Source organism: Salmonella enterica subsp. arizonae (genome assembly GCF_008692845.1).
In the GTDB taxonomy this organism is placed as follows: Bacteria; Pseudomonadota; Gammaproteobacteria; order Enterobacterales; family Enterobacteriaceae; genus Salmonella; species Salmonella arizonae.
Genome location: NZ_VXJW01000021.1, coordinates 1 through 26,278, shown reverse-complemented (window position 1 = coordinate 26,278; position 26,278 = coordinate 1). Strand labels below are relative to the sequence as shown.

At 50.4% G+C, this 26,278-nt stretch carries 45 protein-coding genes and 2 pseudogenes; 7 read left to right on the top strand and 40 right to left on the bottom strand.

All coding sequences use genetic code 11. The features are described 5' to 3' along the window. Positions 1–327 precede the first annotated feature (327 nt). On the top strand, positions 328–882 hold the full coding sequence (locus F4V61_RS21550; RefSeq protein WP_001285634.1) for a gamma carbonic anhydrase family protein: 555 nt from the start codon (positions 328–330) through the stop codon (positions 880–882). On the opposite strand, the gene F4V61_RS21545 is transcribed toward F4V61_RS21550, so the two are convergent. From F4V61_RS21545 to dprA, 6 genes are read right to left on the bottom strand one after another with little or no spacing between them, the layout of a single operon-like run. Continuing rightward, entirely contained in the window at positions 858–1,115 is a 258-nt protein-coding gene (locus F4V61_RS21545) for a DUF1488 domain-containing protein (protein ID WP_001070569.1), read from the bottom strand. The two genes, F4V61_RS21550 and F4V61_RS21545, sit on opposite strands and share 25 nt — an antisense overlap. Beyond that, entirely contained in the window at positions 1,112–1,930 is an 819-nt protein-coding gene (gene aroE, locus F4V61_RS21540; protein WP_079835532.1) for a shikimate dehydrogenase, read from the bottom strand. The genes F4V61_RS21545 and aroE overlap by 4 nt, the downstream gene beginning before the upstream one ends. Positions 1,931–1,934: 4 nt before the next feature. Further along, a complete protein-coding gene (tsaC, locus tag F4V61_RS21535) occupies positions 1,935–2,507 on the bottom strand; it encodes an L-threonylcarbamoyladenylate synthase type 1 TsaC (RefSeq protein ID WP_038397510.1) in 573 nt (190 codons plus the stop codon). Then, entirely contained in the window at positions 2,497–3,054 is a 558-nt protein-coding gene (locus F4V61_RS21530) for a DNA topoisomerase family protein (RefSeq protein ID WP_001086025.1), read from the bottom strand. The genes tsaC and F4V61_RS21530 overlap by 11 nt, the downstream gene beginning before the upstream one ends. 26 nt (positions 3,055–3,080) lie before the next feature. Continuing rightward, positions 3,081–3,554, bottom strand: a complete 474-nt coding sequence (gene smg, locus F4V61_RS21525; protein ID WP_024132108.1) for a DUF494 family protein Smg — start codon at positions 3,552–3,554, stop codon at positions 3,081–3,083. Further along, on the bottom strand, positions 3,526–4,650 hold the full coding sequence (gene dprA, locus F4V61_RS21520; RefSeq protein WP_000198664.1) for a DNA-protecting protein DprA: 1,125 nt from the start codon (positions 4,648–4,650) through the stop codon (positions 3,526–3,528). The genes smg and dprA overlap by 29 nt, the downstream gene beginning before the upstream one ends. A gap of 131 nt (positions 4,651–4,781) precedes the next feature. Between dprA and def the strand changes: the two genes are divergently transcribed. From def to mscL, 5 genes are all read left to right on the top strand, one after another. Beyond that, positions 4,782–5,291: a peptide deformylase gene (def, locus tag F4V61_RS21515; RefSeq protein ID WP_000114995.1), complete on the top strand. Its 510-nt coding sequence runs from the start codon at positions 4,782–4,784 to the stop codon at positions 5,289–5,291. Between the two features lie 15 nt (positions 5,292–5,306). Next, positions 5,307–6,254, top strand: a complete 948-nt coding sequence (fmt, locus tag F4V61_RS21510; RefSeq protein WP_038397509.1) for a methionyl-tRNA formyltransferase — start codon at positions 5,307–5,309, stop codon at positions 6,252–6,254. A gap of 51 nt (positions 6,255–6,305) precedes the next feature. Continuing rightward, complete coding sequence (gene rsmB, locus F4V61_RS21505) at positions 6,306–7,595, top strand: 16S rRNA (cytosine(967)-C(5))-methyltransferase RsmB (RefSeq protein WP_079782347.1); 1,290 nt, start codon at positions 6,306–6,308, stop codon at positions 7,593–7,595. Between the two features lie 21 nt (positions 7,596–7,616). After that, entirely contained in the window at positions 7,617–8,993 is a 1,377-nt protein-coding gene (gene trkA / locus F4V61_RS21500; RefSeq protein ID WP_000691374.1) for a Trk system potassium transporter TrkA, read from the top strand. A 143-nt stretch (positions 8,994–9,136) separates the two neighbouring features. Further along, entirely contained in the window at positions 9,137–9,550 is a 414-nt protein-coding gene (gene mscL / locus F4V61_RS21495) for a large-conductance mechanosensitive channel protein MscL (RefSeq protein ID WP_000008119.1), read from the top strand. 1 nt (position 9,551) lies between these two features. Here the strand turns inward: mscL and F4V61_RS21490 are convergent. The 31 genes and pseudogenes from F4V61_RS21490 to rpsJ form a co-directional block, all read right to left on the bottom strand. Continuing rightward, positions 9,552–9,755: pseudogene (locus F4V61_RS21490) on the bottom strand (alternative ribosome-rescue factor A); the annotation flags it as partial. A 57-nt stretch (positions 9,756–9,812) separates the two neighbouring features. Next, entirely contained in the window at positions 9,813–10,238 is a 426-nt protein-coding gene (zntR, locus tag F4V61_RS21485) for a Zn(2+)-responsive transcriptional regulator (protein WP_000285591.1), read from the bottom strand. A gap of 10 nt (positions 10,239–10,248) precedes the next feature. Then, entirely contained in the window at positions 10,249–10,617 is a 369-nt protein-coding gene (locus tag F4V61_RS21480) for a DUF1992 domain-containing protein (protein WP_058819770.1), read from the bottom strand. A gap of 107 nt (positions 10,618–10,724) precedes the next feature. Continuing rightward, positions 10,725–11,111 carry a 50S ribosomal protein L17 gene (gene rplQ, locus F4V61_RS21475; protein ID WP_001216372.1) on the bottom strand — a complete coding sequence of 129 codons (387 nt, stop codon included), beginning with the start codon at positions 11,109–11,111 and terminating at the stop codon, positions 10,725–10,727. 40 nt (positions 11,112–11,151) lie between these two features. Then, entirely contained in the window at positions 11,152–12,141 is a 990-nt protein-coding gene (locus tag F4V61_RS21470; RefSeq protein ID WP_001162094.1) for a DNA-directed RNA polymerase subunit alpha, read from the bottom strand. A 25-nt stretch (positions 12,142–12,166) separates the two neighbouring features. Further along, the gene (gene rpsD / locus F4V61_RS21465) at positions 12,167–12,787 is read right to left on the bottom strand and encodes a 30S ribosomal protein S4 (protein WP_000135226.1); all 621 of its coding nucleotides are present in this window, start codon (positions 12,785–12,787) and stop codon (positions 12,167–12,169) included. A gap of 33 nt (positions 12,788–12,820) precedes the next feature. Next, positions 12,821–13,210 (bottom strand): 30S ribosomal protein S11, encoded by a 390-nt coding sequence (gene rpsK / locus F4V61_RS21460; RefSeq protein ID WP_001029684.1) that lies wholly within the window; start codon positions 13,208–13,210, stop codon positions 12,821–12,823. Positions 13,211–13,226: 16 nt separating this feature from the next. Then, positions 13,227–13,583, bottom strand: coding sequence for a 30S ribosomal protein S13 (gene rpsM, locus F4V61_RS21455; RefSeq protein WP_000090776.1), 357 nt, complete (start codon positions 13,581–13,583; stop codon positions 13,227–13,229). Between the two features lie 146 nt (positions 13,584–13,729). Then, entirely contained in the window at positions 13,730–13,846 is a 117-nt protein-coding gene (rpmJ, locus tag F4V61_RS21450) for a 50S ribosomal protein L36 (RefSeq protein WP_000868187.1), read from the bottom strand. Between the two features lie 31 nt (positions 13,847–13,877). Continuing rightward, positions 13,878–15,209, bottom strand: a complete 1,332-nt coding sequence (secY, locus tag F4V61_RS21445) for a preprotein translocase subunit SecY (protein WP_001118864.1) — start codon at positions 15,207–15,209, stop codon at positions 13,878–13,880. A 7-nt stretch (positions 15,210–15,216) separates the two neighbouring features. Next, on the bottom strand, positions 15,217–15,651 hold the full coding sequence (rplO, locus tag F4V61_RS21440) for a 50S ribosomal protein L15 (RefSeq protein ID WP_001238917.1): 435 nt from the start codon (positions 15,649–15,651) through the stop codon (positions 15,217–15,219). A 3-nt stretch (positions 15,652–15,654) separates the two neighbouring features. Then, positions 15,655–15,834 carry a 50S ribosomal protein L30 gene (rpmD, locus tag F4V61_RS21435; protein ID WP_001140434.1) on the bottom strand — a complete coding sequence of 60 codons (180 nt, stop codon included), beginning with the start codon at positions 15,832–15,834 and terminating at the stop codon, positions 15,655–15,657. A 3-nt stretch (positions 15,835–15,837) separates the two neighbouring features. Beyond that, on the bottom strand, positions 15,838–16,341 hold the full coding sequence (gene rpsE / locus F4V61_RS21430) for a 30S ribosomal protein S5 (protein ID WP_000940121.1): 504 nt from the start codon (positions 16,339–16,341) through the stop codon (positions 15,838–15,840). A 14-nt stretch (positions 16,342–16,355) separates the two neighbouring features. After that, the gene (gene rplR / locus F4V61_RS21425) at positions 16,356–16,709 is read right to left on the bottom strand and encodes a 50S ribosomal protein L18 (RefSeq protein WP_000358956.1); all 354 of its coding nucleotides are present in this window, start codon (positions 16,707–16,709) and stop codon (positions 16,356–16,358) included. A 9-nt stretch (positions 16,710–16,718) separates the two neighbouring features. Then, on the bottom strand, positions 16,719–17,252 hold the full coding sequence (gene rplF, locus F4V61_RS21420) for a 50S ribosomal protein L6 (RefSeq protein ID WP_000091939.1): 534 nt from the start codon (positions 17,250–17,252) through the stop codon (positions 16,719–16,721). Between the two features lie 12 nt (positions 17,253–17,264). Beyond that, positions 17,265–17,657, bottom strand: coding sequence for a 30S ribosomal protein S8 (gene rpsH, locus F4V61_RS21415; RefSeq protein WP_000062609.1), 393 nt, complete (start codon positions 17,655–17,657; stop codon positions 17,265–17,267). Between the two features lie 33 nt (positions 17,658–17,690). After that, positions 17,691–17,996, bottom strand: a complete 306-nt coding sequence (rpsN, locus tag F4V61_RS21410; protein ID WP_001118929.1) for a 30S ribosomal protein S14 — start codon at positions 17,994–17,996, stop codon at positions 17,691–17,693. Positions 17,997–18,010: 14 nt separating this feature from the next. Further along, positions 18,011–18,550, bottom strand: coding sequence for a 50S ribosomal protein L5 (gene rplE, locus F4V61_RS21405; protein ID WP_001096202.1), 540 nt, complete (start codon positions 18,548–18,550; stop codon positions 18,011–18,013). A gap of 14 nt (positions 18,551–18,564) precedes the next feature. Next, entirely contained in the window at positions 18,565–18,879 is a 315-nt protein-coding gene (rplX, locus tag F4V61_RS21400; protein WP_000729185.1) for a 50S ribosomal protein L24, read from the bottom strand. 10 nt (positions 18,880–18,889) lie between these two features. After that, the gene (rplN, locus tag F4V61_RS21395; RefSeq protein ID WP_000613954.1) at positions 18,890–19,261 is read right to left on the bottom strand and encodes a 50S ribosomal protein L14; all 372 of its coding nucleotides are present in this window, start codon (positions 19,259–19,261) and stop codon (positions 18,890–18,892) included. 163 nt (positions 19,262–19,424) lie between these two features. Further along, on the bottom strand, positions 19,425–19,679 hold the full coding sequence (gene rpsQ, locus F4V61_RS21390) for a 30S ribosomal protein S17 (protein WP_000130101.1): 255 nt from the start codon (positions 19,677–19,679) through the stop codon (positions 19,425–19,427). After that, the gene (rpmC, locus tag F4V61_RS21385; protein WP_000644742.1) at positions 19,679–19,870 is read right to left on the bottom strand and encodes a 50S ribosomal protein L29; all 192 of its coding nucleotides are present in this window, start codon (positions 19,868–19,870) and stop codon (positions 19,679–19,681) included. The genes rpsQ and rpmC overlap by 1 nt, the downstream gene beginning before the upstream one ends. Then, positions 19,870–20,280 carry a 50S ribosomal protein L16 gene (rplP, locus tag F4V61_RS21380; protein WP_000941208.1) on the bottom strand — a complete coding sequence of 137 codons (411 nt, stop codon included), beginning with the start codon at positions 20,278–20,280 and terminating at the stop codon, positions 19,870–19,872. The genes rpmC and rplP overlap by 1 nt, the downstream gene beginning before the upstream one ends. Positions 20,281–20,292: 12 nt before the next feature. Then, on the bottom strand, positions 20,293–20,994 hold the full coding sequence (rpsC, locus tag F4V61_RS21375) for a 30S ribosomal protein S3 (RefSeq protein WP_000529945.1): 702 nt from the start codon (positions 20,992–20,994) through the stop codon (positions 20,293–20,295). Positions 20,995–21,011: 17 nt separating this feature from the next. Next, the gene (gene rplV, locus F4V61_RS21370; RefSeq protein ID WP_000448832.1) at positions 21,012–21,344 is read right to left on the bottom strand and encodes a 50S ribosomal protein L22; all 333 of its coding nucleotides are present in this window, start codon (positions 21,342–21,344) and stop codon (positions 21,012–21,014) included. 14 nt (positions 21,345–21,358) lie between these two features. Continuing rightward, positions 21,359–21,637 carry a 30S ribosomal protein S19 gene (rpsS, locus tag F4V61_RS21365; protein ID WP_001138115.1) on the bottom strand — a complete coding sequence of 93 codons (279 nt, stop codon included), beginning with the start codon at positions 21,635–21,637 and terminating at the stop codon, positions 21,359–21,361. Positions 21,638–21,653: 16 nt separating this feature from the next. Then, a complete protein-coding gene (gene rplB / locus F4V61_RS21360) occupies positions 21,654–22,475 on the bottom strand; it encodes a 50S ribosomal protein L2 (RefSeq protein ID WP_000301869.1) in 822 nt (273 codons plus the stop codon). A 17-nt stretch (positions 22,476–22,492) separates the two neighbouring features. Continuing rightward, positions 22,493–22,795: a 50S ribosomal protein L23 gene (gene rplW, locus F4V61_RS21355; protein ID WP_000617546.1), complete on the bottom strand. Its 303-nt coding sequence runs from the start codon at positions 22,793–22,795 to the stop codon at positions 22,493–22,495. Continuing rightward, positions 22,792–23,397 (bottom strand): 50S ribosomal protein L4, encoded by a 606-nt coding sequence (rplD, locus tag F4V61_RS21350; RefSeq protein ID WP_000424395.1) that lies wholly within the window; start codon positions 23,395–23,397, stop codon positions 22,792–22,794. The genes rplW and rplD overlap by 4 nt, the downstream gene beginning before the upstream one ends. 10 nt (positions 23,398–23,407) lie before the next feature. After that, a complete protein-coding gene (gene rplC, locus F4V61_RS21345) occupies positions 23,408–24,037 on the bottom strand; it encodes a 50S ribosomal protein L3 (protein ID WP_000579840.1) in 630 nt (209 codons plus the stop codon). A 32-nt stretch (positions 24,038–24,069) separates the two neighbouring features. Continuing rightward, positions 24,070–24,381: a 30S ribosomal protein S10 gene (gene rpsJ, locus F4V61_RS21340; RefSeq protein WP_001181005.1), complete on the bottom strand. Its 312-nt coding sequence runs from the start codon at positions 24,379–24,381 to the stop codon at positions 24,070–24,072. A 379-nt stretch (positions 24,382–24,760) separates the two neighbouring features. On the opposite strand from rpsJ, the gene hopD reads away from it, so the two are divergent. Next, positions 24,761–25,228, top strand: coding sequence for a prepilin peptidase (hopD, locus tag F4V61_RS21335; RefSeq protein WP_000457052.1), 468 nt, complete (start codon positions 24,761–24,763; stop codon positions 25,226–25,228). Here hopD and bfr read toward each other — a convergent pair. From bfr to tuf, 3 genes and pseudogenes are all read right to left on the bottom strand, one after another. After that, the gene (gene bfr, locus F4V61_RS21330; protein WP_000675531.1) at positions 25,225–25,701 is read right to left on the bottom strand and encodes a bacterioferritin; all 477 of its coding nucleotides are present in this window, start codon (positions 25,699–25,701) and stop codon (positions 25,225–25,227) included. The two genes, hopD and bfr, sit on opposite strands and share 4 nt — an antisense overlap. Positions 25,702–25,773: 72 nt before the next feature. Then, positions 25,774–25,968, bottom strand: a complete 195-nt coding sequence (gene bfd, locus F4V61_RS21325) for a bacterioferritin-associated ferredoxin (protein ID WP_000289082.1) — start codon at positions 25,966–25,968, stop codon at positions 25,774–25,776. A 184-nt stretch (positions 25,969–26,152) separates the two neighbouring features. Further along, a pseudogene (gene tuf, locus F4V61_RS21320) lies at positions 26,153–26,278 on the bottom strand (elongation factor Tu); the annotation flags it as partial.

Genomic DNA, 26,278 nt, shown 5'->3' with positions numbered 1-26,278 from the left:
GCGACGCGGCTTTCAGCTCACCGTCGCGAGGTGGCGTATATTACGCTTTCCTCTTTCAGAGTCAACCCTGAATTTCAGGATTTTTCTCTTCAACCGACCGGCTGTTTGTGTGAAGTGATTCACAGCCGCCGTGTCGATGGAGGCGCATTATAGGGATCCCATTTTTTTGTACAAGCGTTTTTTGGATCTTTTTTTCTGTTTGTTGATTTTTCATCCCTTTCGCTCCATTCCTGCGCAAAGTGGCGATTTTTTGATGCTATCTCCCCTTGCACAACGCCGTTAAAGCAACCAAAGTCTTCATGACTATTCATTTATGATGAGGTAGACATGTCTGACACATTACGTCCTTATAAGGATCTTTTTCCTGAAATCGGTCAGCGCGTGATGATCGATACCAGCAGCGTGGTTATTGGCGATGTCCGTCTGGCGGATGATGTCGGGATCTGGCCGCTTGTGGTGATTCGCGGCGATGTGAATTACGTTGCGATAGGGGCTCGTACGAACATTCAGGATGGCAGCGTTCTTCACGTAACCCACAAGTCTCCATCCAATCCACACGGCAACCCATTAATCATTGGCGAAGATGTTACCGTTGGCCATAAAGTTATGCTGCACGGCTGTACCATCGGTAACCGCGTACTGGTAGGCATGGGCTCCATTGTGCTGGATGGCGCGATAATAGAAGATGACGTAATGATTGGCGCGGGAAGTCTGGTGCCACAGCATAAACGGCTGGAAAGTGGCTATTTATATCTTGGCAGTCCGGTAAAACAGATCCGCCCCCTGAGCGATGCTGAGAGATTGGGCCTGCAGTACTCCGCCAATAACTATGTAAAATGGAAAGACGAATATCTTTCTCAGGATAACCATATCCAACCGTGATCGTCTTCCTGCTGGGCCAGGATTAATGCTTCAGCCTCTTCTTCCAGGTCCCAGCGATACTCACGAAAAATGGCCAGCCATTGCTCCGCTGTTTCTCCACCAAAGCGATACGCCAGTACATCTTTTTTTATTGCACACGTGAGTTGCATCCCATTGACCAGGGCGGGAAAGATGATAGCGTTGGCGGCAGTATCCCATTCTTCGCGGTCAGGGAATTGTATGGCCTGGTTCACGCTAATAATTCCTGCTGTAGCAGCTTAATCACTGGCTCGACCTGCGGTAATACACCGTGCCAAAGCAAAACGGCGTGTGCAGCCTGCCCCACCAGCATTCCCAGCCCATCTGCGTAACGTTTTGCGCCCTGTTGTACACACCAGGAGAGAAATGGCGTATTCCCTTTTTGATAGAACATGTCATAGCAACAGAGGGAGGGGTGAATAAGTGACGCCGGAATCGCCGGGATTTCGCCCCGTATGCCGCTGGAGGTCGCATTAATAATCAGGTCAAACTCACAGCCATCCAGCTTGTCCATATCCATGGCATGAACGCTGCCGGTATGAGCAAAGATTTTCGCCAACGCTTCGGCACGTGAAGCTGTACGGTTAGTGATAGTGACCGCGCAATCCAAAGAAAGCAGAGGTAACAGCACGCCCCGGGATGCGCCGCCCGCGCCAATCAGCAAAATACGCCATCCTGGGCGGATAAAATTTAAACGTTTGAGATCGCTTAATAAACCGATACCGTCAGTATTGTCGCCAAGCAAACGACCGTCCTCCAGCCGTTTTAATGTATTGACCGCTCCCGCCAGCGATGCTCGCTCCGTTAACTCATCCGATCGCGCAAATGCCTCCTCTTTAAAAGGCACTGTAACGTTCGCGCCTTTCCCACCTGCAGCAAAAAAGGCGTTAAGCGTATTAATGAAATCATTAATGGGAGCCAGTACGCGACCATAAGGGTGCACAATATTCAACTGCTGAGCAAATTGCTGATGAATAAATGGCGATTTGCTGTGTGCAATCGGGTTTCCAAAAACAGCATAGGTTTCCATCATATTACCCTTGTCGAAACAGTTCGCCCGTCAGGGCATCGCGAATTTCCGAAGGATTTAAACGTCCGCCCGTTGCGCCTTCAACCATCGGAAAATCATCGCCAAATTGCGCACGCACCTCTTCAACGGTACGACATGGCGGTAATCCGCTCAGGTTGGCGCTGGTGGAAACCAACGGTTTGCCATACGCATTGCATAACGCCACCACCAGCGGGTGGTCTGTCACGCGGACGGCCAGGGAATCAAAACGTCCCGTCAGCCAACGCGGCGTTGTCGCTGGCGCAGGAAAAACAAACGTTACCGGCCCGGGCCAGCAATCAAATACCGCTTTACGCTGTGCGGTGGTAAGTATGCTGTCATCAATATAAGGTTTTAACTGCTCAAAACTGGCGGCAATCAAAATTAGCCCTTTATCGACAGGCCGTTGTTTTAGTTCCAACAGACGCGTAACGGCTGTTTCACTATCGGGATCGCATCCGACGCCGAAAACGGCTTCTGTTGGATAAGCGATGACATTTTCTTTATTAAGGAGATCTACCGCCGCGGCGATAGATCCTGTTGGCAGGTTATTGTTCACTTGTTTGTTCCGCCGGAACCGGCTTTCCACATTGTTTACTGGCGCAAAAGCGCTTCACGCCCTGCGCGGTTTTCTTTTCGATGAGTAGCGGATAATGGCACTCCGGACACTCTCCGGCTATAGGTTTGTAGTTAATGGCAAACTGGCACTCCGGATAGCGATCGCAGGAATGAAAGGTTTTGCCATAACGAGAGCGACGCTGGACCAGATGGCCTTTTTGACATTGCGGACAAACGATTGCAGTTTCATCAGGTTTATCAATGAGTTCGGTATGCTCGCAAGCCGGATACTCGCTACATCCGATAAACATGCCAAATCGTCCCTGCCGCAACACTAGCGCTGCGCCACAATTGGGACAAAGTTTACCCTCCAGAACTTTGACAATATGTCCGTCAGCAGACGATTTCAGCGGACGAACATACTCACATTCCGGATAGCGAGCACAGCCGAGAAACGGACCATGTTTCCCGGAACGAATTACCAGTTCAGCCCCGCACTGCGGGCAGGGCTCATTTTTACGCACCGAAAACAGTGCTAATTTAGCCATATTCACTCATGCAGCATTAACACTTATTAATGCAGCATACCTTCATTTACCTCAAAGAGTAATTCTTCCATTTGCTGGTAAGCATTTTCACAGCCCGGAATATTGAATAACACCATCAAAATAACCCATTTCAGGTCTTCCAGGTCGAACTCTGCGGTATCCAGCGCCAGCACACGCTCAATCACCATTTCTCGTGTTTCGAGGTTTAGCACCTGAATCTGCTCCAGGAATAGCAGGAACCCCCGGCAACAGGCATCAAGCCTTACACACTCTTCAACCGTATAAATACGCATTGAAAGAGGGTCGGAAGCAAGTTGCATGGGTTCTGCGAGGCCATCCTGATAGTCAGCGAGTTTTTCCAGCCACAGTAGCGCATTATAGATGTCTTCACGATCAAACCCAGCGTCGGTAAGATCTCGCTCCAGTCTGTCCTGGTCTACGCGCAGCTCGGCTTCGTTATGGATGTATGTTTCAAACAAATACATTAGTACGTCGAACATGGCTTGCCCTCCTTAATCGGACATAGCCGCCGGGTACAGCTGCGATCCATCCTGCTAACTCCAGTTCGAGTAGCTGAGCCACTACCGCTGGCACAGGTTGGCCGGCACGTTCAGCGACGACGTCAACAGGTGTTACCTCATCTCCTACGTTAGCCAGGAGCTCAGGAAATGGCAATGCCACCTCATCCTGATTTAATGAATAAAGTGAATTTTCCTCTGTCGTTGGCAACCAGTATAAGCCGTATTGCAAATTCTCCAGAATATCCTCTGGCGTCGTCACAAGCGTAGCCCCCTGTTTAATTAACCAGTGCGTACCTTCGCTTCCCGGACTACCAATGGGACCAGGCAACGCAAAAACGTCCCGTCCCTGTTCAAGCGCGCAGCGCGCCGTCACCAACGAACCGCTGTGTAACGCCGCCTCAACTACCAGCACACCTTTGCTCAATCCGCTGATGATGCGGTTTCTGCGGGGAAAATTTTGCGGCAGCGGAGGCGTGGAAAGTAGAAACTCCGAGACTACTGCGCCACCGGCGGCAATCAAGTTTTCAGCCAACGTGGCATGTCGGCGCGGGTAAATCTTTGCTAAGCCATTCCCTAACACCGCTACACTTTTTCCGCCAATGCTCAACGCGGCGTTGTGTGCAACGCCATCAATTCCCCGGGCAAGGCCACTGGTTATTGTCAAACCGCTTTGCGCAAGGCTCTCGCAGAGCAGACGCCCCCAGCGTTGTCCATACCAGGAGTGCGTCCGGCTCCCTACGACGGCAAGCTGGCAGGTATGAAGACAGGCGGGATCGCCGTCAATAAAAATAGCGCCGGGATAATCGTCAATAGCACGCAGTTGGGGAGGATAAATCTCACTATCCGCACAAAGAAAATGGTGCTGCGGTAGCTCAAGCCAGCGTAACGTCTCTTCAAGCACGCTTACCGGAAGCTGTAAAAAACGTTCGGCTTGCCGCGCGGTAAGACCGGCGTCCTGAAGGTGCGCGCGATTTATCTGCGGCTGGCAAATAAGCGAATTCGCCATGTTCAACATCGCCTCGCCATAAAGGTCGCCGACGTACATTAAACGTAACCAAATTTCGGTACGGGTCATCCTTTCCCTCCCCTGCCATAAACAGTCTGATCAATCTCTGCGATTGGTCACTGATGCTGTCAATCAGGTGGGGATTTGTCTAGAATAGAGGTAATAATCTTTTCAACTCCTGAACACAACTCTGGGTAATTATGTCAGTTTTGCAAGTGTTACATATTCCGGACGAGCGTCTTCGCAAAGTCGCAAAGCCGGTTGAAGAAGTGAATGCAGAAATTCAGCGCATCGTCGATGATATGTTTGAGACGATGTACGCGGAAGAAGGTATCGGTCTGGCCGCAACGCAGGTCGATATCCACCAGCGGATCATCGTAATTGACGTTTCGGAAAACCGCAACGAGCGCCTGGTACTCATTAACCCGGAATTGCTGGAGAAAAGTGGCGAAACGGGTATAGAAGAAGGCTGTCTGTCGATTCCGGAACAGCGCGCTTTAGTGCCGCGCGCCGAGAAAGTGAAAATCCGCGCGCTGGATCGCGACGGCAACCCGTTTGAGCTTGAAGCGGATGGTTTGCTGGCAATCTGCATTCAGCATGAGATGGATCACCTGGTCGGTAAACTGTTTATCGATTATTTGTCGCCGCTGAAGCAACAACGTATTCGTCAGAAAGTAGAAAAACTCGACCGCCTGAACGCCCGGGCTTAAAGGACAAGAACCAACGTGTCAGATTCACTACGTATTATTTTTGCGGGTACACCTGACTTTGCAGCGCGTCATCTCGACGCGCTGTTAACTTCTGGACATAACGTTGTCGGCGTATTTACCCAACCCGATCGTCCAGCAGGTCGCGGCAAAAAGTTGATGCCCAGCCCGGTAAAAGTGATGGCGGAAGAAAAAGGCCTGCCCGTTTTCCAGCCCGTGTCGCTCCGTCCTCAGGAAAACCAGCATCTGGTTGCTGACTTACATGCCGACGTCATGGTTGTCGTAGCATATGGTCTGATTCTCCCAAAGGCAGTGCTGGATATGCCCCGTCTCGGATGTATCAACGTTCACGGTTCGCTGCTTCCACGCTGGCGCGGCGCGGCGCCTATTCAGCGCTCACTCTGGGCAGGCGATGCGGAAACCGGCGTCACAATTATGCAGATGGATGTAGGGCTGGATACCGGCGACATGCTGTATAAACTTGCGTGCCCGATTACCGCAGAAGATACCAGTGGCTCACTGTATAATAAGCTGGCTGAACTTGGCCCGCAGGGGTTAATTACCACACTAAAACAACTGGCGGACGGCACAGCGACGCCTGAAGCGCAGAATGAAGCACTGGTCACTCATGCGGAAAAGCTCAGTAAAGAAGAAGCGCGTATTGACTGGTCTCTCTCCGCAGCACAACTGGAGCGTTGCATTCGCGCCTTTAATCCGTGGCCAATGAGCTGGCTGGAAATCGACGGCCAGCCGGTAAAAGTCTGGCAGGCGTCCGTCATTGAGGGCGCCACGCAATCGCCGCCGGGAACCATTCTGGCAGCGACGAAACAGGGCATCCAGGTTGCAACAGGCAAGGGGATATTAAATTTGCTTTCGCTTCAGCCTGCCGGCAAAAAAGCGATGAGCGCCCAGGATCTGTTAAATTCACGCCGGGAATGGTTTATTCCTGGTAACCGCCTTGCCTGACGGTCACGTCTTAATAAGCCCGGTGTTACCGGGCATTTTTATTTTATACATATGAAAAAACAAAACAATTTACGTAGTCTGGCAGCACAGGCCGTTGAACAGGTCGTCGAGCAGGGACAATCATTAAGTAATGTGCTCCCGCCGCTGCAACAAAAAGTCGCCGATAAAGACAAAGCGCTACTTCAGGAGCTGTGCTTTGGCGTCCTGCGCACCCTTTCACAGCTGGAATGGCTGATCAATAAGCTGATGTCTCGTCCAATGACCGGCAAGCAGCGTACTGTGCATTACTTAATTATGGTCGGCTTTTATCAGTTGCTGTACACCCGCGTTCCTCCCCATGCGGCGCTGGCTGAAACCGTTGAAGGCGCGGTCTCCATCAAACGTCCGCAGTTGAAAGGGTTAATTAACGGCGTCCTGCGCCAGTTTCAGCGCCAGCAGGAAACGTTGCTTAATGAGTTTGCGACCAGCGATGCACGCTTTTTACATCCAGGTTGGCTGGTAAAGCGTTTGCAAAATGCTTACCCCACACAGTGGCAACACATTATTGAAGCGAATAACCAGCGTCCACCTATGTGGCTACGTGTAAATCGTACACACCACACCCGCGACGGTTGGCTTGGCTTACTTGAAGACGCAGGCATGAAGGGATATCCCCATCCCGATTATCCCGACTCTGTACGTCTGGAAACGCCAGCTCCGGTACATGCTTTACCCGGTTTTGCTGAGGGTTGGGTAACTGTCCAGGATGCCTCTGCGCAGAAATGTGTGGCTTTTCTCGCTCCCCAGAACGGTGAACACATTTTAGACCTGTGCGCCGCGCCCGGCGGTAAAACCACGCATATTCTCGAAGCGGCTCCCGAAGCAGACGTGCTGGCGGTTGATGTTGATGAACAGCGACTCTCCCGCATTTACGACAACCTGAAGCGCCTTGGGATGAAGGCGACGGTTAAACAAGGGGATGGACGTTATCCCGCCCAATGGTGCGACGAGCAGCAGTTTGACCGTATCCTGCTGGATGCGCCCTGTTCCGCAACCGGCGTCATTCGCCGTCATCCAGATATCAAATGGCTGCGTCGCGATCGCGATATCGCAGAACTTGCGAAATTGCAGGCGGAAATTCTTGATGCCGTCTGGCCGCGCCTGAAGCCCGGCGGGACGCTGGTTTACGCCACCTGCTCCGTACTGCCGGAAGAAAATAGCGCTCAGATCAACGCCTTTTTACAACGCACTCCGGATGCCGCGCTCAGCGAAACGGGAACACCAGACCAGCCGGGACAGCAAAATCTACCGGGCGCCGAAGAAGGCGACGGGTTCTTTTACGCTAAGTTAATCAAAAAGTGATGAGATAACGGGCCACGACTGATGAAAATTATCATACTGGGCGCAGGGCAAGTTGGCGGAACACTGGCGGAAAACCTGGTCGGAGAAAACAACGATATCACGGTGGTTGATACCAACGGCGAACGGTTACGTAGTTTGCAGGATAAGTTCGATCTACGCGTAGTTCAGGGGCATGGATCGCATCCCCGCGTACTGCGCGAAGCAGGCGCTGACGATGCGGATATGTTGGTCGCTGTCACCAGTTCAGATGAAACCAATATGGTTGCCTGTCAGGTAGCCTATTCACTATTCAACACTCCAAACCGTATCGCCCGCATTCGTTCCCCGGACTATGTTCGCGATGCGGATAAGCTCTTTCATTCTGAAGCGGTTCCGATTGATCATCTGATCGCGCCAGAGCAACTGGTTATCGATAATATTTATCGCCTAATCGAGTATCCAGGAGCATTGCAGGTTGTAAACTTTGCCGAAGGAAAAGTTAGTCTGGCAGTAGTAAAAGCCTATTATGGTGGTCCACTAATTGGCAACGCGCTCTCGACGATGCGAGAACATATGCCGCATATCGATACCCGCGTTGCCGCAATTTTCCGTCATGACAGACCAATCCGCCCACAGGGCTCGACTATCGTGGAAGCGGGGGACGAAGTCTTCTTTATTGCGGCTTCACAGCATATCCGTGCAGTAATGAGCGAATTACAGCGTCTGGAAAAACCCTACAAACGCATCATGCTGGTTGGGGGCGGCAATATCGGCGCGGGTCTGGCAAGACGTCTGGAAAAAGACTATAGCGTTAAATTGATCGAACGCGATCAACAACGCGCCGCAGAACTGGCTGAGAAGCTACAAAACACGATTGTCTTTTTTGGCGACGCCTCCGACCAAGAATTACTGGCGGAAGAGCATATTGATCAGGTTGATCTCTTTATTGCAGTCACTAACGATGACGAAGCCAATATCATGTCCGCGATGTTGGCTAAGCGGATGGGCGCTAAAAAAGTCATGGTGCTGATTCAGCGTCGAGCTTATGTCGATCTTGTGCAGGGTAGCGTTATAGATATTGCGATTTCTCCGCAGCAGGCCACCATCTCTGCATTACTGAGCCATGTGCGTAAAGCGGATATCGTCGGCGTTTCCTCATTACGTCGCGGGGTTGCCGAAGCCATCGAAGCCGTCGCGCACGGCGATGAAAGCACTTCCCGCGTGGTTGGCCGCGTCATTGACGAAATTAAACTGCCGCCAGGCACCATTATTGGCGCGGTCGTTCGCGGTAATGATGTCATGATTGCTAATGACAATTTGCGCATTGAACAAGGCGATCACGTCATTATGTTTTTGACCGATAAAAAGTTTATTACCGACGTCGAACGTCTGTTCCAGCCAAGTCCTTTCTTCCTCTAATTTAAGGGGCGCTCATTCAGCGCCCTTTTTAATTCCCTTTATTTATCAAGGTCTAATTTATTTCGCTAAAAAGAAGCCGTAAATGGAAAATGCCTTAGCATTTGTTAAACTTATAAACGTCAGCTGCATAGGGAGAATAAAAAATGAGTTTTATTAAAGAGTTTCGCGAATTTGCGATGCGCGGGAATGTTGTGGATTTGGCAGTGGGGGTCATTATTGGCGCGGCATTCGGGAAGATTGTTTCTTCACTGGTCGCCGATATCATTATGCCGCCGTTGGGATTGTTAATTGGCGGGATCGACTTTAAACAATTTGCTTTTACGCTACGCGAAGCGCAGGGAGATATCCCGGCGGTCGTCATGCATTACGGCGTGTTTATTCAGAACGTATTTGATTTTGTAATTGTGGCGTTTGCTATTTTTGTTGCCATTAAACTTATCAACAGGCTGAACCGTAAAAAAGCAGAAGAGCCGGCAGCCCCGCCTGCACCTTCTAAAGAAGAAGTGTTACTGGGCGAAATCCGCGATCTGCTGAAAGAGCAAAATAACCGTTCTTAATAAGCAGAAGGCCAGTGGTAAAAAAGTCGCTTACTTTCTTGCCACTGGCCTCCCAGTTCCCTCGATTACCGTGTTTACCTTTACGCAGATAACTTCCCTTGCCTTTCTTATTTTTTTCAACGCGTTGCCTGAAAAGAGGATCATGTAGCAATGCCTCGATGGCATTAGCCTTTATCTGCCCTTTCTTATGCTGATAACCACTCATAATATCTCCAGCTTGTATAAATTAACGGCGCGAGTGTAATCCCGCAGGTTCAATAAATCAACATCCTGATTTCGCTCCACTGGCCCCCTGCTCCAGGGCTTCCAGAATGGAACAATAGACACTACTGTGGGCCGTTCCGCAACAAGCATCATTAAGCCTTTGTAACGAACGCTGCATCGTTTGCAGCTCGGCAATCTTTGCTTCAACCTCCTGCAATCGCGCCTGCACAATGCTTTTTGACTCCTGACAAGTATGATTATCAGGATCAATTCGGATCGATAAAAGTTCGCGGATCGACTCAAGCGTGAAACCCAACTGCCGCGCATAACGAATAAACTTGAGACGCTGGAGATCGTTTTCCGTATATAGACGAAACCCGCCTTCGGTACGTACTTCATAATCCATCATCTGCTGTTTTTCATAGTAGCGAATGGTATCAGGCGTTACGTCTGCCAGCTTTGCCAGCTCACCAATGCGATACATACAAGCTCCGTTAATTATCGTTGATTTTATGCAGCAGTTTTTCTGCATACTCACCGTGTAAAAAGTCGGTACTCAACCCAGCCTGCCGAAGTTTTAGTTCAAGCAGCGAGAGCTGGCGACTAACCTGATGGTATCGAGGGTCATCTTCCCGGATACTGTTGAGGATATCAAATAACTGAATAGCGTCTCTGCGCTGCTCCAGTTCAGGGGGAAGACAGCCCGCATTCTTGAGTAAGCGATAACCCGCACGAAGTTCCGCCGGCACATGAGAGTCATCATCCAGAATAAGCGGCTCGCCGCGGCCTTGCAGATTATCAAACTCGCCTTTACGCTGCGCCTCAATGATATGACGCTCTGCCCACTGGTCAAGTAACCACATATGACGCTCCAGGGGTTGAACAAAAAGAGTACAAGTATTGTAGGTGTCTGGGGACCAGGAGGGTATAAAAAAACCCGCCGAAGCGGGTTTTTTTACGTTACTACAGATTACTCTGCAGCAGCTTCTGCTTTCGATTCAGAGCGATCAACCAGCTCGATGTATGCCATCGGCGCATTGTCGCCTGCACGGAAGCCACACTTCAGAATACGAGTGTAACCACCGGCGCGGCTCGCGAAACGCGGGCCCAGCTCGTTAAACAGTTTTGCCACGATCTCGTTATCACGAGTACGGGCGAATGCCAGACGACGATTAGCTACGCTATCAGTCTTGGCAAGAGTAATCAGCGGCTCAACTACGCGACGCAGCTCTTTCGCTTTAGGCAGGGTCGTCTTGATGATTTCATGACGAACCAGTGAACCTGCCATATTGCGGAACATAGCCTGGCGATGGCTGCTGTTGCGGTTCAGTTGACGACCACTCTTACGATGGCGCATGACCTTATCCTTCTCAGTAAAACCTTAACCTGTGATCCGGTTACTCGTCAGCGATGCTTGCCGGTGGCCAGTTTTCCAGGCGCATACCCAGAGACAGCCCACGGGAAGCCAGCACGTCTTTAATCTCAGTAAGAGATTTTTTACCCAAGTTAGGCGTCTTAAGAAGCTCAACCTCGGTACGCTGTACCAGATCACCGATATAGTGGATAGCTTCTGCTTTAAGGCAGTTAGCAGAGCGGACAGTCAATTCCAGATCGTCAACAGGGCGCAGCAGGATCGGATCGAATTCTGGTTTCTCTTCTTTCACTTCCGGCTGACGTACATCACGTAAATCAACGAAAGCTTCCAGTTGTTCAGCCAGGATGGTTGCCGCACGACGAATCGCCTCTTCAGGATCGATTGTGCCGTTGGTTTCCATTTCGATGACCAGCTTGTCCAGGTCGGTACGCTGTTCTACACGCGCTGCTTCAACATTGTAGGCAATACGCTCTACAGGGCTGTAGCATGCGTCGACCAGCAGACGGCCGATTGGGCGCTCATCTTCTTCCGAATGAATTCGGGTAGAAGCCGGCACATAACCACGACCGCGCTGAACTTTGATACGCATACTAATAGACGCGTTTTCATCGGTCAGGTGGCAGATCACGTGCTGCGGCTTGACGATTTCGACATCCCCATCATGGGTGATATCGGCTGCAGTCACAGGGCCAATGCCAGATTTATTCAAGGTAAGAATAACTTCATCTTTACCCTGAACTCTCACCGCCAGCCCTTTCAGGTTGAGCAGGATTTCCAGGATGTCTTCCTGAACGCCTTCTTTGGTGCTGTACTCATGTAGTACACCATCAATCTCAACCTCGGTCACCGCGCAACCCGGCATCGATGAGAGCAGAATACGGCGCAGTGCGTTACCCAGAGTATGGCCGAAGCCACGCTCTAAAGGCTCAAGGGTCACCTTGGCGTGCGTCGAACTCACTTGCTCGATATCTACCAGGCGCGGTTTTAGAAACTCTGTCACAGAACCCTGCATTGTGTCCTCTCTTTGGTACTAAGCTTTACTTGGAGTAAAGCTCGACGATCAGGTGTTCGTTAATGTCCGCAGACAGATCAGAACGCTCAGGCTTACGCTTGTACGTACCTTCCATCTTGCCAGCATCAACTTCCAGCCAGGTTGGCTTTTCACGCTGCTCAGCCAGCTCCAGAGCGGCTTTCACGCGAGACTGCTTCTTCGCTTTCTCACGAATGCTAACAACGTCATTCGGACTAACCTGATAAGAAGCGATGTTAACAACACGACCGTTTACCATAATTGCTTTATGACTAACCAGCTGACGTGCTTCTGCACGAGTGGCGCCGAAGCCCATACGGTATACAACGTTGTCCAGACGACCTTCCAGCAGAGCCAACAGGTTTTCACCGGTGTTGCCTTTCAGACGTGCTGCTTCTTTGTAGTAGTTACGGAACTGACGCTCCAGCACACCGTAAATGCGGCGAACTTTTTGCTTTTCACGCAACTGCACACCATAGTCAGACAGACGCGGCTTACGCGCACCATGCTGGCCAGGAGCTTGTTCAATTTTACACTTGGTATCGATCGCGCGAACGCCAGACTTAAGGAATAAGTCGGTGCCCTCACGACGGCTCAGCTTGAGCTTAGGACCCAAATATCTTGCCATTTTCTTTCTCCAACAAACCTGGAAAACGAAGCGTTATACGCGACGTTTTTTCGGCGGACGACAACCGTTATGAGGGATCGGAGTCACATCAGTAATATTAGTGATGCGGAAACCAGCGGCGTTCAGTGCACGAATAGTAGATTCGCGGCCTGGACCCGGACCTTTAACCATAACTTCCAGATTCTTGATACCGTATTCTTTCACGGCGTCAGCGCAACGCTCTGCTGCAACCTGAGCTGCAAACGGAGTGGATTTGCGAGAACCACGGAAACCGGAACCACCGGCTGTTGCCCAACCCAGCGCGTTACCCTGACGATCGGTAATAGTCACGATGGTGTTGTTGAAAGAAGCATGGATATGAGCCACGCCGTCAGAGACTTGTTTTCTTACACGTTTACGTGCGCGAATTGGTGCCTTTGCCATTATTCAATCACCCCGATTATTTCTTGATCGGTTTGCGCGGACCCTTACGGGTACGAGCGTTGGTCTTGGTACGCTGACCGCGAACCGGGAGACCACGACGATGACGCAAACCGCGATAGCAACCAAGATCCATCAGGCGCTTGATGCTCATGCTGATTTCACGGCGCAGATCACCTTCAACGACAAATTTGGCAACTTCGTCACGCAGCGTGTCGATTTGTTCTTCAGACAGCTCACTGATCTTAACATTTTCAGCGATACCCGCTGCAGCCAGGATGGCTTTAGAACGGGTCTTGCCGATACCGTAGATCGAAGTTAACGCGATCACGGCGTGTTTCTGATCAGGAATGTTAATGCCTGCTATACGGGCCACTATGCACTCCTACTATTTAATATGTACGTACCATGCTGAAAAGCCCGTTTTCAGGATACTCAAATGGAAACGTACAGACATACAAAAGATTGGCTGGCTAATCTAGCCAGCTCAACCCAACTTTGCAAGAAAAATATGCGAAAAAATCAGCCTTGGCGCTGTTTATGCTTCGGCTCGGCACTGCAAATCACACGGATGACACCATCACGCTTAACGATTTTGCAGTTACGGCATAATTTCTTGACGGAAGCACGAACTTTCATTTTTACTCTCCGTAACTTCTCAGGCGACCAATTAACGGCCGTAGCCTTTCAGGTTCGCCTTCTTCAATGCAGACTCATACTGACTGGACATCATCAGAGTTTGCACTTGAGCCATAAAGTCCATAATCACGACAACAACGATAAGCAGTGAAGTCCCACCGAAGTAGAACGGCACTTTCATTGCATCACGCATGAACTCCGGGATCAGGCAGATAAAGGTAATATACAGCGCACCAACCAGAGTCAGGCGGGTCATTACTTTATCGATATACTTCGCCGTTTGCTCTCCCGGACGAATTCCTGGTACAAATGCACCGGACTTCTTCAGGTTATCTGCTGTTTCACGCGGGTTGAAAACCAACGCCGTGTAGAAGAAACAGAAGAAGATGATTGCAGACGCATAGAGTAACACATAAAGCGGTTGCCCAGGCTGCAAATACAGCGAAATTGTTGTCAGCCAGTTCCAACCAGTACCGCCCCCGAACCATGATGCGATGGTCGCCGGGAACAGAATAATACTGGAAGCGAAAATTGCCGGGATTACCCCCGCCATATTCACTTTCAGCGGTAAATGTGTGCTCTGTGCAGCATAGACACGACGACCTTGCTGACGTTTGGCGTAGTTTACCACAATACGGCGTTGACCACGTTCAACGAATACTACAAAGAACGTCACTGCAAATACTAATACTGCAACCAACAGCAACACGAGGAAGTGCAGGTCGCCTTGACGCGCTTGCTCGATAGTATGGGCAATGGCTGGCGGGAGCCCCGCGACAATACCGGCGAAGATAATGATCGAGATACCGTTACCGATACCACGCTCAGTAATCTGTTCGCCGAGCCACATCAGGAACATAGTTCCTGTAACCAGACTTACAACAGCGGTGAAATAGAATGCAAAGCCTGGGTTCATCACCAGGCCTTGCATACCTGGCATATTCGGTAGACCGGTAGCGATACCGATCGACTGGAATATCGCCAGCACCAGAGTACCGTAGCGGGTGTACTGGCTGATCTTACGACGACCAGACTCCCCTTCTTTCTTAATTTCCGCCAACGTTGGGTGAACCACCGTCAGTAGCTGGATAATGATCGACGCCGAAATATACGGCATGATACCCAGGGCAAAGATAGAAGCACGGCTGAGAGCACCACCAGAGAACATGTTAAACATTTCAATGATGGTGCCTCGCTGTTGCTCAAGCAGTTTGGCAAGTACAGCGGCATCAATACCAGGGATCGGAATAAAAGAGCCAATACGGAACACAATCAGCGCGCCGATAACAAACAGCAGTCTGCGTTTCAGCTCGCCTAAGCCACCTTTGGCACTTTGAAAATCTAATCCCGGTTGTTTAGCCATCTGCTACTTATTCCTCGATTTTACCGCCAGCAGCTTCAATAGCAGCACGAGCGCCTTTAGTAACACGCAGGCCACGAACAGTTACCGGAGTAGTGACTTCACCAGCCAGGATCACTTTTGCGAACTCGATCTGGATACCGATAATGTTTGCCGCTTTGAGCGTGTTCAGGTCTACAACGCCGCCTTCTACTTTAGCCAGGTCAGACAGACGAACTTCGGCTGTAATCGCTGCTTTACGAGAAGTGAAGCCGAATTTCGGCAGACGACGGTACAGAGGCATCTGACCACCTTCGAAACCGCGACGTACGCCACCGCCAGAACGAGATTTCTGACCTTTGTGACCACGACCACCGGTTTTACCGAGGCCAGAACCGATACCACGACCCAGGCGTTTACCCGCCTTTTTGGAGCCTTCGGCCGGAGACAGAGTATTTAAACGCATCTCTTACTCCTCAACTTTAACCATGAAGGAAACCGCGTTGACCATACCACGAACAGCAGGAGTATCCTCGCGCTCAACGGTGTGACCAATACGACGCAGACCCAGGCCAAGCAGCGTTGCCTTGTGTTTCGGCAAACGACCGATTGCACTGCGGGTTTGAGTAATTTTAATAGTCTTTGCCATGGTTTATTTCCCCAGAATTTCTTCAACGGATTTACCACGCTTGGCAGCGACCATTTCTGGAGAATTCATATTTTCCAGGCCATCAATAGTTGCACGAACCACGTTGATCGGGTTGGTGGAACCGTATGCTTTAGCCAGAACGTTATGAACCCCAGCAACTTCCAGAACGGCGCGCATTGCACCACCGGCGATGATACCGGTACCTTCGGAAGCTGGCTGCATGAATACACGAGACCCCGTGTGAACACCTTTAACCGGGTGTTGCAGGGTGCCGTTGTTCAGCGCGACGTTAATCATATTGCGACGGGCTTTTTCCATCGCTTTCTGGATCGCTGCTGGAACTTCGCGCGCTTTACCGTAACCAAAACCAACGCGACCGTTACCATCGCCTACTACAGTCAGAGCTGTGAAGGAGAAAATACGACCACCTTTAACGGTTTTAGATACGCGGTTTACCGCGATCAGCTTTTCCTGCAGTTCGCCAGCTTGTTTTTCGATGTGAGCCATCTTACACCTCTACCTTAGAACTGAAGGCCAGCTTCACGGGCAGCATCTGCCAGTGCCTGGACACGACCATGATATTGGAACCCGGAACGGTCAAAGGACACATCTTTGATGCCTTTTTCCAGAGCGCGTTCAGCGACAGCTTTACCCACAGCTGCTGCAGCGTCTTTGTTACCGGTGTACTTCAGTTGTTCAGCGATAGCTTTTTCTACTGTAGAAGCAGCTACCAGAACTTCAGAACCGTTCGGTGCAATTACCTGTGCGTAAATATGACGCGGGGTACGATGTACCACCAGGCGAGTTGCGCCCAGCTCTTTGAGCTTGCGGCGTGCGCGGGTCGCACGACGGATACGAGCAGATTTCTTATCCATAGTGTTACCTTACTTCTTCTTAGCCTCTTTGGTACGCACGACTTCGTCGGCGTAACGAACACCCTTGCCTTTGTAAGGCTCAGGACGACGGTAGGCGCGCAGATCTGCTGCAACCTGCCCGATCACCTGCTTATCAGCGCCTTTCAGCACGATTTCAGTCTGAGTCGGACATTCAGCAGTAATACCTGCCGGCAACTGATGGTCAACCGGGTGAGAGAAACCTAAAGACAGGTTTACAACATTCCCTTTAACCGCTGCACGATAACCTACACCAACCAGCTGCAGCTTCTTAGTGAAGCCTTCGGTAACACCGATAACCATTGAGTTCAGCAGGGCACGCGCGGTACCAGCCTGTGCCCAACCGTCTGCGTAACCATCACGCGGACCGAAGGTCAGTGCATTATCTGCATGTTTAACTTCAACAGCATCGTTGAGAGTACGAGTCAGCTCGCCGTTTTTACCTTTGATCGTAATAACCTGACCGTTGATTTTTACATCAACGCCGGCAGGAACAACGACCGGTGCTTTAGCAACACGAGACATTTTTTCCTCCGATTAGGCTACGTAGCAGATAATTTCGCCACCAAGACCAGCCTGGCGCGCTGCACGATCAGTCATAACACCTTTAGAGGTAGAAACAACTGCGATACCCAGTCCGGCCATAACTTTCGGTAGCTCATCTTTACCTTTATAGATGCGCAGACCTGGGCGGCTGACACGCTGAATGCTTTCTACAACAGCTTTACCCTGGAAATACTTAAGAGTCAGTTCCAGTTCCGGCTTGGTGTCGCCTTCAACTTTAAAATCTTCAATAAAACCTTCTTCCTTCAGCACGTTGGCAATCGCCACTTTCAGCTTGGAGGAAGGCATGGTGACCGCAGCTTTGTTCGCGGCCTGACCGTTACGGATACGGGTCAGCATATCCGCGATCGGATCTTGCATGCTCATCTGTCTTTACTCCCGTGATTCAATTGGTGACAATTACCAGCTAGCCTTTTTCAAGCCTGGTACTTCACCGCGCATGGCGGCTTCACGCAGCTTAATACGGCTCAACCCGAACTTGCCCACATAACCATGTGGACGACCTGTTTGACGGCAGCGGTTACGCTGACGGGACGGGCTGGAATCACGCGGCAGAGACTGCAGCTTCAGAACCGCATTCCAACGATCTTCGTCGGAAGCGTTCACATCAGAGATGATCGCTTTCAGTTCAGCGCGTTTCGCGAAGTATTTATCAGCTAAAGCTACGCGTTTTACTTCGCGTGCTTTCATTGATTGCTTAGCCATTTAGTAACCCTACCTTACTTGCGGAACGGGAAGTCAAAGGCAGCCAGCAGAGCACGGCCTTCTTCGTCAGATTTCGCAGTAGTGGTAATGGTAATATCCAAACCACGAACGCGGTCGACTTTATCGTAGTCGATTTCTGGGAAGATGATCTGCTCACGGACACCCATGCTGTAGTTACCACGACCGTCGAATGACTTAGCGGACAAGCCACGGAAGTCACGGATACGCGGTACAGCAATAGTGATCAGGCGCTCAAAGAACTCCCACATGCGTTCGCCACGCAGAGTTACTTTACAGCCGATCGGATAGCCCTGACGGATTTTGAAGCCTGCAACAGATTTGCGTGCTTTGGTGATCAGCGGTTTTTGACCGGAGATTGCTGTCAGATCTGCTGCTGCGTTATCCAGCAGTTTCTTGTCAGCGATCGCTTCACCAACACCCATGTTCAGGGTGATCTTCTCGACCCGAGGGACTTGCATGACAGAATTGTAGTTAAACTCAGTCATGAGTTTTTTAACTACTTCGTCTTTGTAGTAATCATGCAGTTTCGCCATCGTACTACTCCAAATTACTTGATAGTTTCGCTGTTAGACTTGAAGAAACGGACTTTTTTACCGTCTTCGAATCTAAAGCCTACACGGTCAGCCTTGCCGGTTGCCGCATTGAAGATTGCAACGTTAGAAACCTGAATTGCAGCTTCTTTTTCAACGATGCCGCCCGGTTGGTTCAGCGCCGGAACCGGCTTCTGATGTTTCTTAACCAGGTTGATACCTTCAACAATGACCTTGCCGGAAGACAGGACATTCTTAACTTTACCGCGCTTACCTTTATCTTTACCGGTTAACACGATAACTTCGTCATCACGACGGATTTTCGCTGCCATGATTCGCTCCTTAGAGTACTTCTGGTGCCAGAGAGATAATTTTCATGAACTTCTCGTTACGAAGTTCACGAGTTACCGGCCCAAAAATACGCGTACCGATAGGCTGCTCGCTGTTATTGTTTAAAATAACGCATGCATTACCATCGAAGCGAATGACAGAACCGTCCGGGCGACGAACACCCTTCTTGGTGCGCACCACTACCGCCTTCAGCACATCACCTTTTTTGACCTTACCACGCGGAATCGCTTCTTTGATGGTGATCTTAATGATGTCGCCTACGCCTGCGTAGCGACGGTGCGAGCCACCCAGAACCTTGATACACATTACGCGACGCGCACCGGAGTTGTCGGCGACGTTCAGCATAGTCTGTTCTTGGATCATTTTAGTGCTCCGCTAATGTCAACTACTACTGAGACCCGAAAATCAGGTCGTTAAAAAAACCCCATATCGGGGGCGCGGCATTATAACACCGCAAATAAGATATGGGTAGAAAAAATAAACGGCCCATCGCTGAGCCGTTTATTCGTTGAGAATGCGTACTGTATTACAGAACTGCTTTCTCTACAACGCGAACCAGAGTCCAGGATTTAGTCTTGGACAGCGGACGGCATTCGCGGATTTCAACCACGTCGCCGATACCGCATTCATTGTTCTCGTCATGTACGTGCATTTTGGTCGTACGCTTGATGAATTTACCGTAGATCGGGTGTTTCACAAAACGTTCGATAGCAACAACAATGGATTTCTCCATTTTGTCGCTAACCACGCGACCTTGCAGAGTACGGATTTTATCGGTCATTACGCACCCGCCTTCTCAGTCAGTAAAGTCTTAACGCGTGCGACATCACGACGCACTTGCTTCAACAGGTGAGACTGTTGCAACTGGCCACTTGCAGCCTGCATACGCAGATTGAACTGCTCACGCAGCAGGTTCAGTAGCTCGGTGTTCAGCTCTTCAACGCTCTTCTCACGCAGCTCTTTTGCTTTCATTACATCACCGTCTTAGTTACAAAGGTGGTTTTAATCGGCAGTTTCGCTGCTGCCAGCTTGAATGCTTCACGGGCCAGCTCTTCCGGTACGCCGTCCATTTCATACAGAACTTTACCCGGCTGAATCAAGGCAACCCAATACTCCACGTTACCTTTACCTTTACCCATACGCACTGCCAGCGGCTTTTCAGTGATCGGTTTGTCCGGGAATACACGGATCCAGATCTTACCTTGACGCTTAACTGCACGGGTCATAGCACGACGTGCTGCTTCGATCTGACGGGCAGTCAGACGACCACGGCCAACAGCTTTCAGGCCGAAGCTGCCGAAGCTAACATCCGCGCCAGCAGCCAGACCACGGTTGCGGCCTTTGTGCATTTTACGGAATTTTGTACGCTTTGGTTGTAACATCAGCGACGCTCCTTATTTACGGCCTTTACGCTGCTGCTTTTTAGGTTGAGCAGCCGGTTTTTCCGGTTGTTCAACAGCAGCCATACCACCCAGGATCTCGCCTTTGAAGATCCACACTTTAACGCCGATTACACCGTAAGTGGTGTGCGCTTCAGAGGTATTGTAATCGATGTCAGCACGCAGAGTGTGCAGCGGTACGCGACCTTCGCGGTACCATTCGGTACGTGCGATTTCCGCGCCGCCCAGACGGCCGCTAACTTCAACTTTGATACCTTTAGCGCCCAGACGCATGGCGTTCTGTACAGCACGCTTCATCGCACGACGGAACATAACGCGACGTTCCAACTGAGAAGTGATGCTGTCAGCAACCAGTTTAGCGTCCAGTTCAGGCTTACGAACTTCGGCGATATTGATCTGTGCAGGAACGCCAGCGATATCCGCTACGACCTTACGCAGTTTCTCTACGTCTTCACCTTTTTTACCGATAACGATACCCGGACGAGCGGTGTGAATGGTCACACGGATGCTCTTAGCCGGACGCTCGATAACGATACGAGATACGGACGCTTTCGCCAGTTCCTTCGTCAGGTACTGACGTACTTTAAAATCGCTGTCCAGGTTGTCAGCGAATTCTTTGGTGTTCGCAAACCAGGTAGAGTTCCATGGTTTTACAATACCCAGGCGAATACCATTAGGATGTACTTTCTGACCCATTGCTAGTCTCCAGAGTCTCAGCGATCGGACACAACCACAGTGATGTGGCTGGTGCGCTTCAGGATGCGATCTGCACGACCTTTTGCACGCGGCATAATGCGCTTCATGCTCGGGCCTTCGTCTACGAAAATTTTCGTCACTTTCAGATCGTCAATGTCAGCGCCATCGTTGTGTTCAGCGTTAGCAATGGCAGATTCCAGAACTTTTTTGACCAGTACAGCCGCTTTCTTGTTGGTGTAGGTCAGAATATCCAGAGCCTGCGACACTTTCTTACCGCGAATCAGGTCAGCAACAAGGCGAACCTTCTGAGCAGAAGAACGAGCATGGCGATGTTGAGCTAAAGTTTCCATCTCTTCCTCCTGGTTTATTTCTTCTTCGCTTTTTTATCAGCAGCGTGGCCGCGATAAGTACGAGTCGGTGCGAATTCACCCAGTTTGTGACCGACCATTTCGTCGGAAACAAATACCGGAACGTGCTGACGACCATTATGGACAGCGATGGTCAAACCGATCATGTTAGGAAAGATCGTTGAACGACGGGACCAAGTGCGCAGGGGCTTCTTGTCTCCGCTTTCCACCGCTTTCTCTACCTTCTTCAGCAAGTGTAGGTCAATAAAAGGACCTTTCTTGAGAGAACGTGGCATGGCTTATCCTCTAAAATTATTTGCTACGGCGACGTACGATGAATTTATCAGTACGCTTGTTGCTGCGGGTCTTCTTACCTTTGGTCTGAACGCCCCACGGAGTTACCGGGTGCTTACCAAAGTTACGACCTTCACCACCACCATGTGGATGGTCTACTGGGTTCATCGCGGTACCGCGAACGGTCGGACGAACACCACGCCAGCGTGCAGCACCTGCTTTACCCAGAACGCGCAGCATATGCTCAGCATTGCCAACTTCGCCCAGAGTTGCACGGCAGTCTGCTTCGACTTTACGCATTTCACCAGAACGCAGACGCAGGGTGACATAAGCGCCATCGCGAGCAACGATCTGAACGTAAGTACCAGCGGAACGCGCCAGCTGACCGCCTTTACCTGGTTTCATTTCTACGTTATGAACGGTAGAACCAACCGGGATATTGCGCATCGGCAGGGTGTTGCCTGCTTTGATTGCAGCATCAACGCCAGACTGAATCTGGTCGCCAGCTTTCAGGCCTTTCGGGGCCAGGATGTAACGGCGTTCGCCATCTTTGTACAGAACCAGCGCGATGTTCGCGGAACGGTTCGGATCGTACTCAAGACGTTCAACAACTGCCGGGATACCGTCTTTGTTGCGTTTGAAGTCAACAATACGATAAGCCTGTTTGTGACCACCACCGATATGACGAGTGGTGATACGGCCATTGTTGTTACGACCACCGGATTTGCTGTTTTTTTCAACCAGCGGAGCAAAAGGTTTGCCCTTGTGCAGCTCTGGGTTGACCACTTTAACGACGTGGCGACGACCCGGAGATGTCGGTTTACATTTAACAACTGCCATTGTATTACTCCTCCGACTTACTCAGCGCCGCCGACGAAGTCCAGATTCTGGCCTTCTTTCAGGGTGACGTAAGCTTTTTTCCAGTCGCTACGACGACCGATACGCTGTCCGTGACGTTTAACTTTCCCTTTAACAACCAGGGTGTTAACGACTTCGACTTCGACTTCAAACAGTTTCTGCACAGCAGCTTTGATTTCTGCTTTGGTCGCGTCTTTAGCAACTTTGAGAACGATGGTGTTAGTTTTTTCCATCGCAGTAGACGCTTTTTCAGAAACGTGCGGTGCGCGCAGCACCTTCAGCAGACGTTCTTCACGAATCATGCCAGCATCTCCTCAACTTGCTTAACAGCATCAGCAGTCATTACGACTTTGTCGAAGGCGATCAGGCTAACCGGGTCGATACCAGTCGCATCGCGTACGTCAACCTTGTGCAGGTTACGTGCGGCCAGGAACAGGTTCTCGTCCAGCTCACCGGTGATGATCAGCACATCTTCCAGAGCCATGTCTTTCAGTTTCTGTGCCAGCAGCTTAGTTTTCGGCGCTTCTACAGAGAACTTCTCGACAACGATCAGACGATCCTGACGTACCAGTTCGGACAGGATGCTTTTCAGCGCGCCGCGGTACATCTTCTTGTTAACTTTTTGACTGTGGTCCTGCGGACGAGCAGCGAAGGTCACGCCACCGGAACGCCAGATCGGGCTCTTGATAGAACCTGAACGCGCACGGCCGGTGCCTTTCTGGCGCCACGGTTTTTTACCGGAACCAGTTACTTCAGCACGAGTCTTCTGAGCACGAGTACCCTGACGAGCACCAGCTGCATAAGCAACAACAACCTGGTGAACCAGCGCTTCGTTGAAATCACGACCGAAGGTAGTTTCGGAAACAGTCAGCGCGCTCTGCGCGTCTTTCAATACTAATTCCATTGCTATCCCCTTACGCCTTCACAGCTGGTTTAACGATCAGGTCGCAACCGGTCGCACCCGGAACGCCACCCTTAACCAGCAGCAGGTTGCGCTCAGCGTCAACGCGTACTACGTCAAGGCTCTGAACGGTTACGCGCTCATTACCCATCTGACCTGCCATTTTCTTGCCTTTGAACACTTTGCCCGGAGTCTGGTTCTGACCGATAGAACCCGGAACGCGGTGAGACAAGGAGTTACCGTGAGTCGCGTCCTGGGTACGGAAGTTCCAGCGCTTAACGGTACCAGCGAAACCTTTACCTTTAGAGGTACCGGTTACGTCAACTTTTTTAACGTCAGCAAACAGTTCAACGCTGATGCTCTGACCTACGGTGTATTCTTCGCCTTCAGCCAGACGGAATTCCCACAGACCACGGCCAGCTTCTACGCCAGCTTTAGCAAAGTGACCCGCTTCCGGCTTGGTGACACGGTTAGCTTTTTTAACACCCGTAGTAACCTGAACAGCGCGGTAGCCATCGTTAGCCAGGTCTTTAACCTGAGTAACACGGTTTGCTTCAACTTCGATTACGGTTACTGGGATAGAGACGCCATCTTCTGTGAAGATGCGGGTCATACCCACTTTTTTACCGACTAAACCAATCATTGTATCAACCTCTCAATCGCTCGATGACCTGATTAACCCAGGCTGATCTGCACGTCTACACCAGCAGCCAGGTCCAGACGCATCAGAGCATCAACGGTTTTCTCGGTTGGCTCAACGATGTCAACCAGACGCTTGTGAGTGCGAATTTCGTACTGATCGCGCGCATCTTTGTTAACGTGCGGAGAGATCAGAACGGTAAAGCGCTCTTTGCGGGTCGGCAGCGGGATCGGACCGCGAACCTGCGCACCAGTGCGCTTGGCAGTCTCGACGATTTCCGCAGTTGATTGATCGATCAGACGATGATCAAACGCTTTCAGGCGGATACGGATTCTTTGGTTCTGCATGAGACCAGAGCTCCAATTATTTTATAAACGAAAATGATTACTCCTCACACCCATTACGATTGATGGGAGAGTGTAACCGTTCTTACGTAGCTCCCCGATTGGGAGCATTGTTAAATAGCCAAATCGGCTATTCGAGGTTCAAATCGAACCTGCCGTCAATTACGACAAGCCCGCGCATTATACGTAAATCTCAGCCTGACGCAAGTGTCGGATAGAAATTAAGCACTTTATTCTTATGCGAGCATGATTCCAGATGGTACGCATGGGATGGCAACGCGCGTCTTTTCTTTGGAAGGCATCAGGCAAATCTGGCAACACGCCGTTGTTGCTGTCGCATAAATCTATAAAGGTGAGCACAAGCCTTGACGAGGATTTGCTTATGTTTGCTGCCCTCCCCTTTCTCATTTTTTATGCATCGTTCTCTTTATTACTTGGCATATACGACGCGCGTACCGGTCTGCTGCCTGACCGGTTTACCTGTCCATTGCTGTGGGGTGGTCTGCTTTATCACCAGATTTGCCTGCCGGAGCGTTTACCGGATGCGCTTTGGGGCGCTATCGCCGGCTATAGCGGATTCGCGTTAATTTACTGGAGCTATCGCCTGCGTTATCAGAAAGAGGGGCTCGGATATGGCGACGTCAAGTACCTTGCTGCCTTAGGGGCGTGGCATTGTTGGGAAAGCCTGCCGTTACTGGTTTTCCTTGCCGCCATGTTGGCCTGTGGCGGGTTTGGCGTCGCGCTACTGGTGAGAGGTAAATCGGCATTAATAAACCCGCTACCTTTTGGGCCATGGCTGGCGGTGGCGGGTTTCATAACAGGCTGGAATGATTTCTTTCCAGATGGTTAATCGGTAACCTTAATTTGTGATTGCAGATAATTTTGCATACCAAGTTTGGTAATCAAATCCAGCTCGGTTTCCAGCCAGTCTATGTGACCTTCCTCGTCGGCAAGAATTTCAATCATCATATCCCGGCTGACATAATCATGAACGCTATCGGCATAGGCTATTGCCTCACGTAGATCTTTTGCGCCTTCCAGTTCGAGCCGGAGATCCGATCGTAGCATCTCTTCGACATCTTCACCGATGCCCAGCTTGCCTAGATCCTGTAGGTTCGGTATGCCTTCCAGAAATAAAATACGCTCAATATACTTATCTGCGTGTTTCATCTCATCAATGGATTCATGGTACTCAACATCATTAAGCCTGGTCAGCCCCCAGTTTTTAAACATACGGGCATGAAGAAAGTACTGGTTAATTGCGACAAGCTCATTTCCCAATAGTTTATTGAGATAATTTATGATCTTAACATCACCTTTCATTTTATAGTCCCTCCGCTTCCACTCTCTAGAGCGTAGATGGGGCTACAGGGATGTCAAAAAAAAGAGTGTGACTCAGGCGATCTCTTTAAATTCCGGCATTTGCGTTAACTCATCCTGCATTACTTCTCGCGCGGCGCGAATACATTTACCACATTGATTTCCCACAGGAATAAATTTACGTAGCTGTTGAAATGACTGTGGATGAAATTGTCGTACAGCCTGGCGGATTTTTTTATCGCTTATACCGTTACACAAACAAACGTACATGATCGCTCCCGTTCAATTTCTGCGCAAAGTGTAAATGAGAATGGTTATGATTACAATAGCGCAGTGCAATTTATGCCACGGGAAAAGCGTTAAAAAGGGTGAATAAATATAACAGCGGCTAAATAGCAGGCAACAAAAAGGGCGCCGAAGCGCCCTCTTCAATTCAAAACTAATTAACGAGTAATTAGCCGAGAACTTTAGCAACAACGCCCGCGCCAACGGTACGGCCGCCTTCACGGATTGCGAAACGCAGACCGTCGTCCATCGCGATCGGGTGGATCAGGGTAACAACCATTTTGATGTTGTCGCC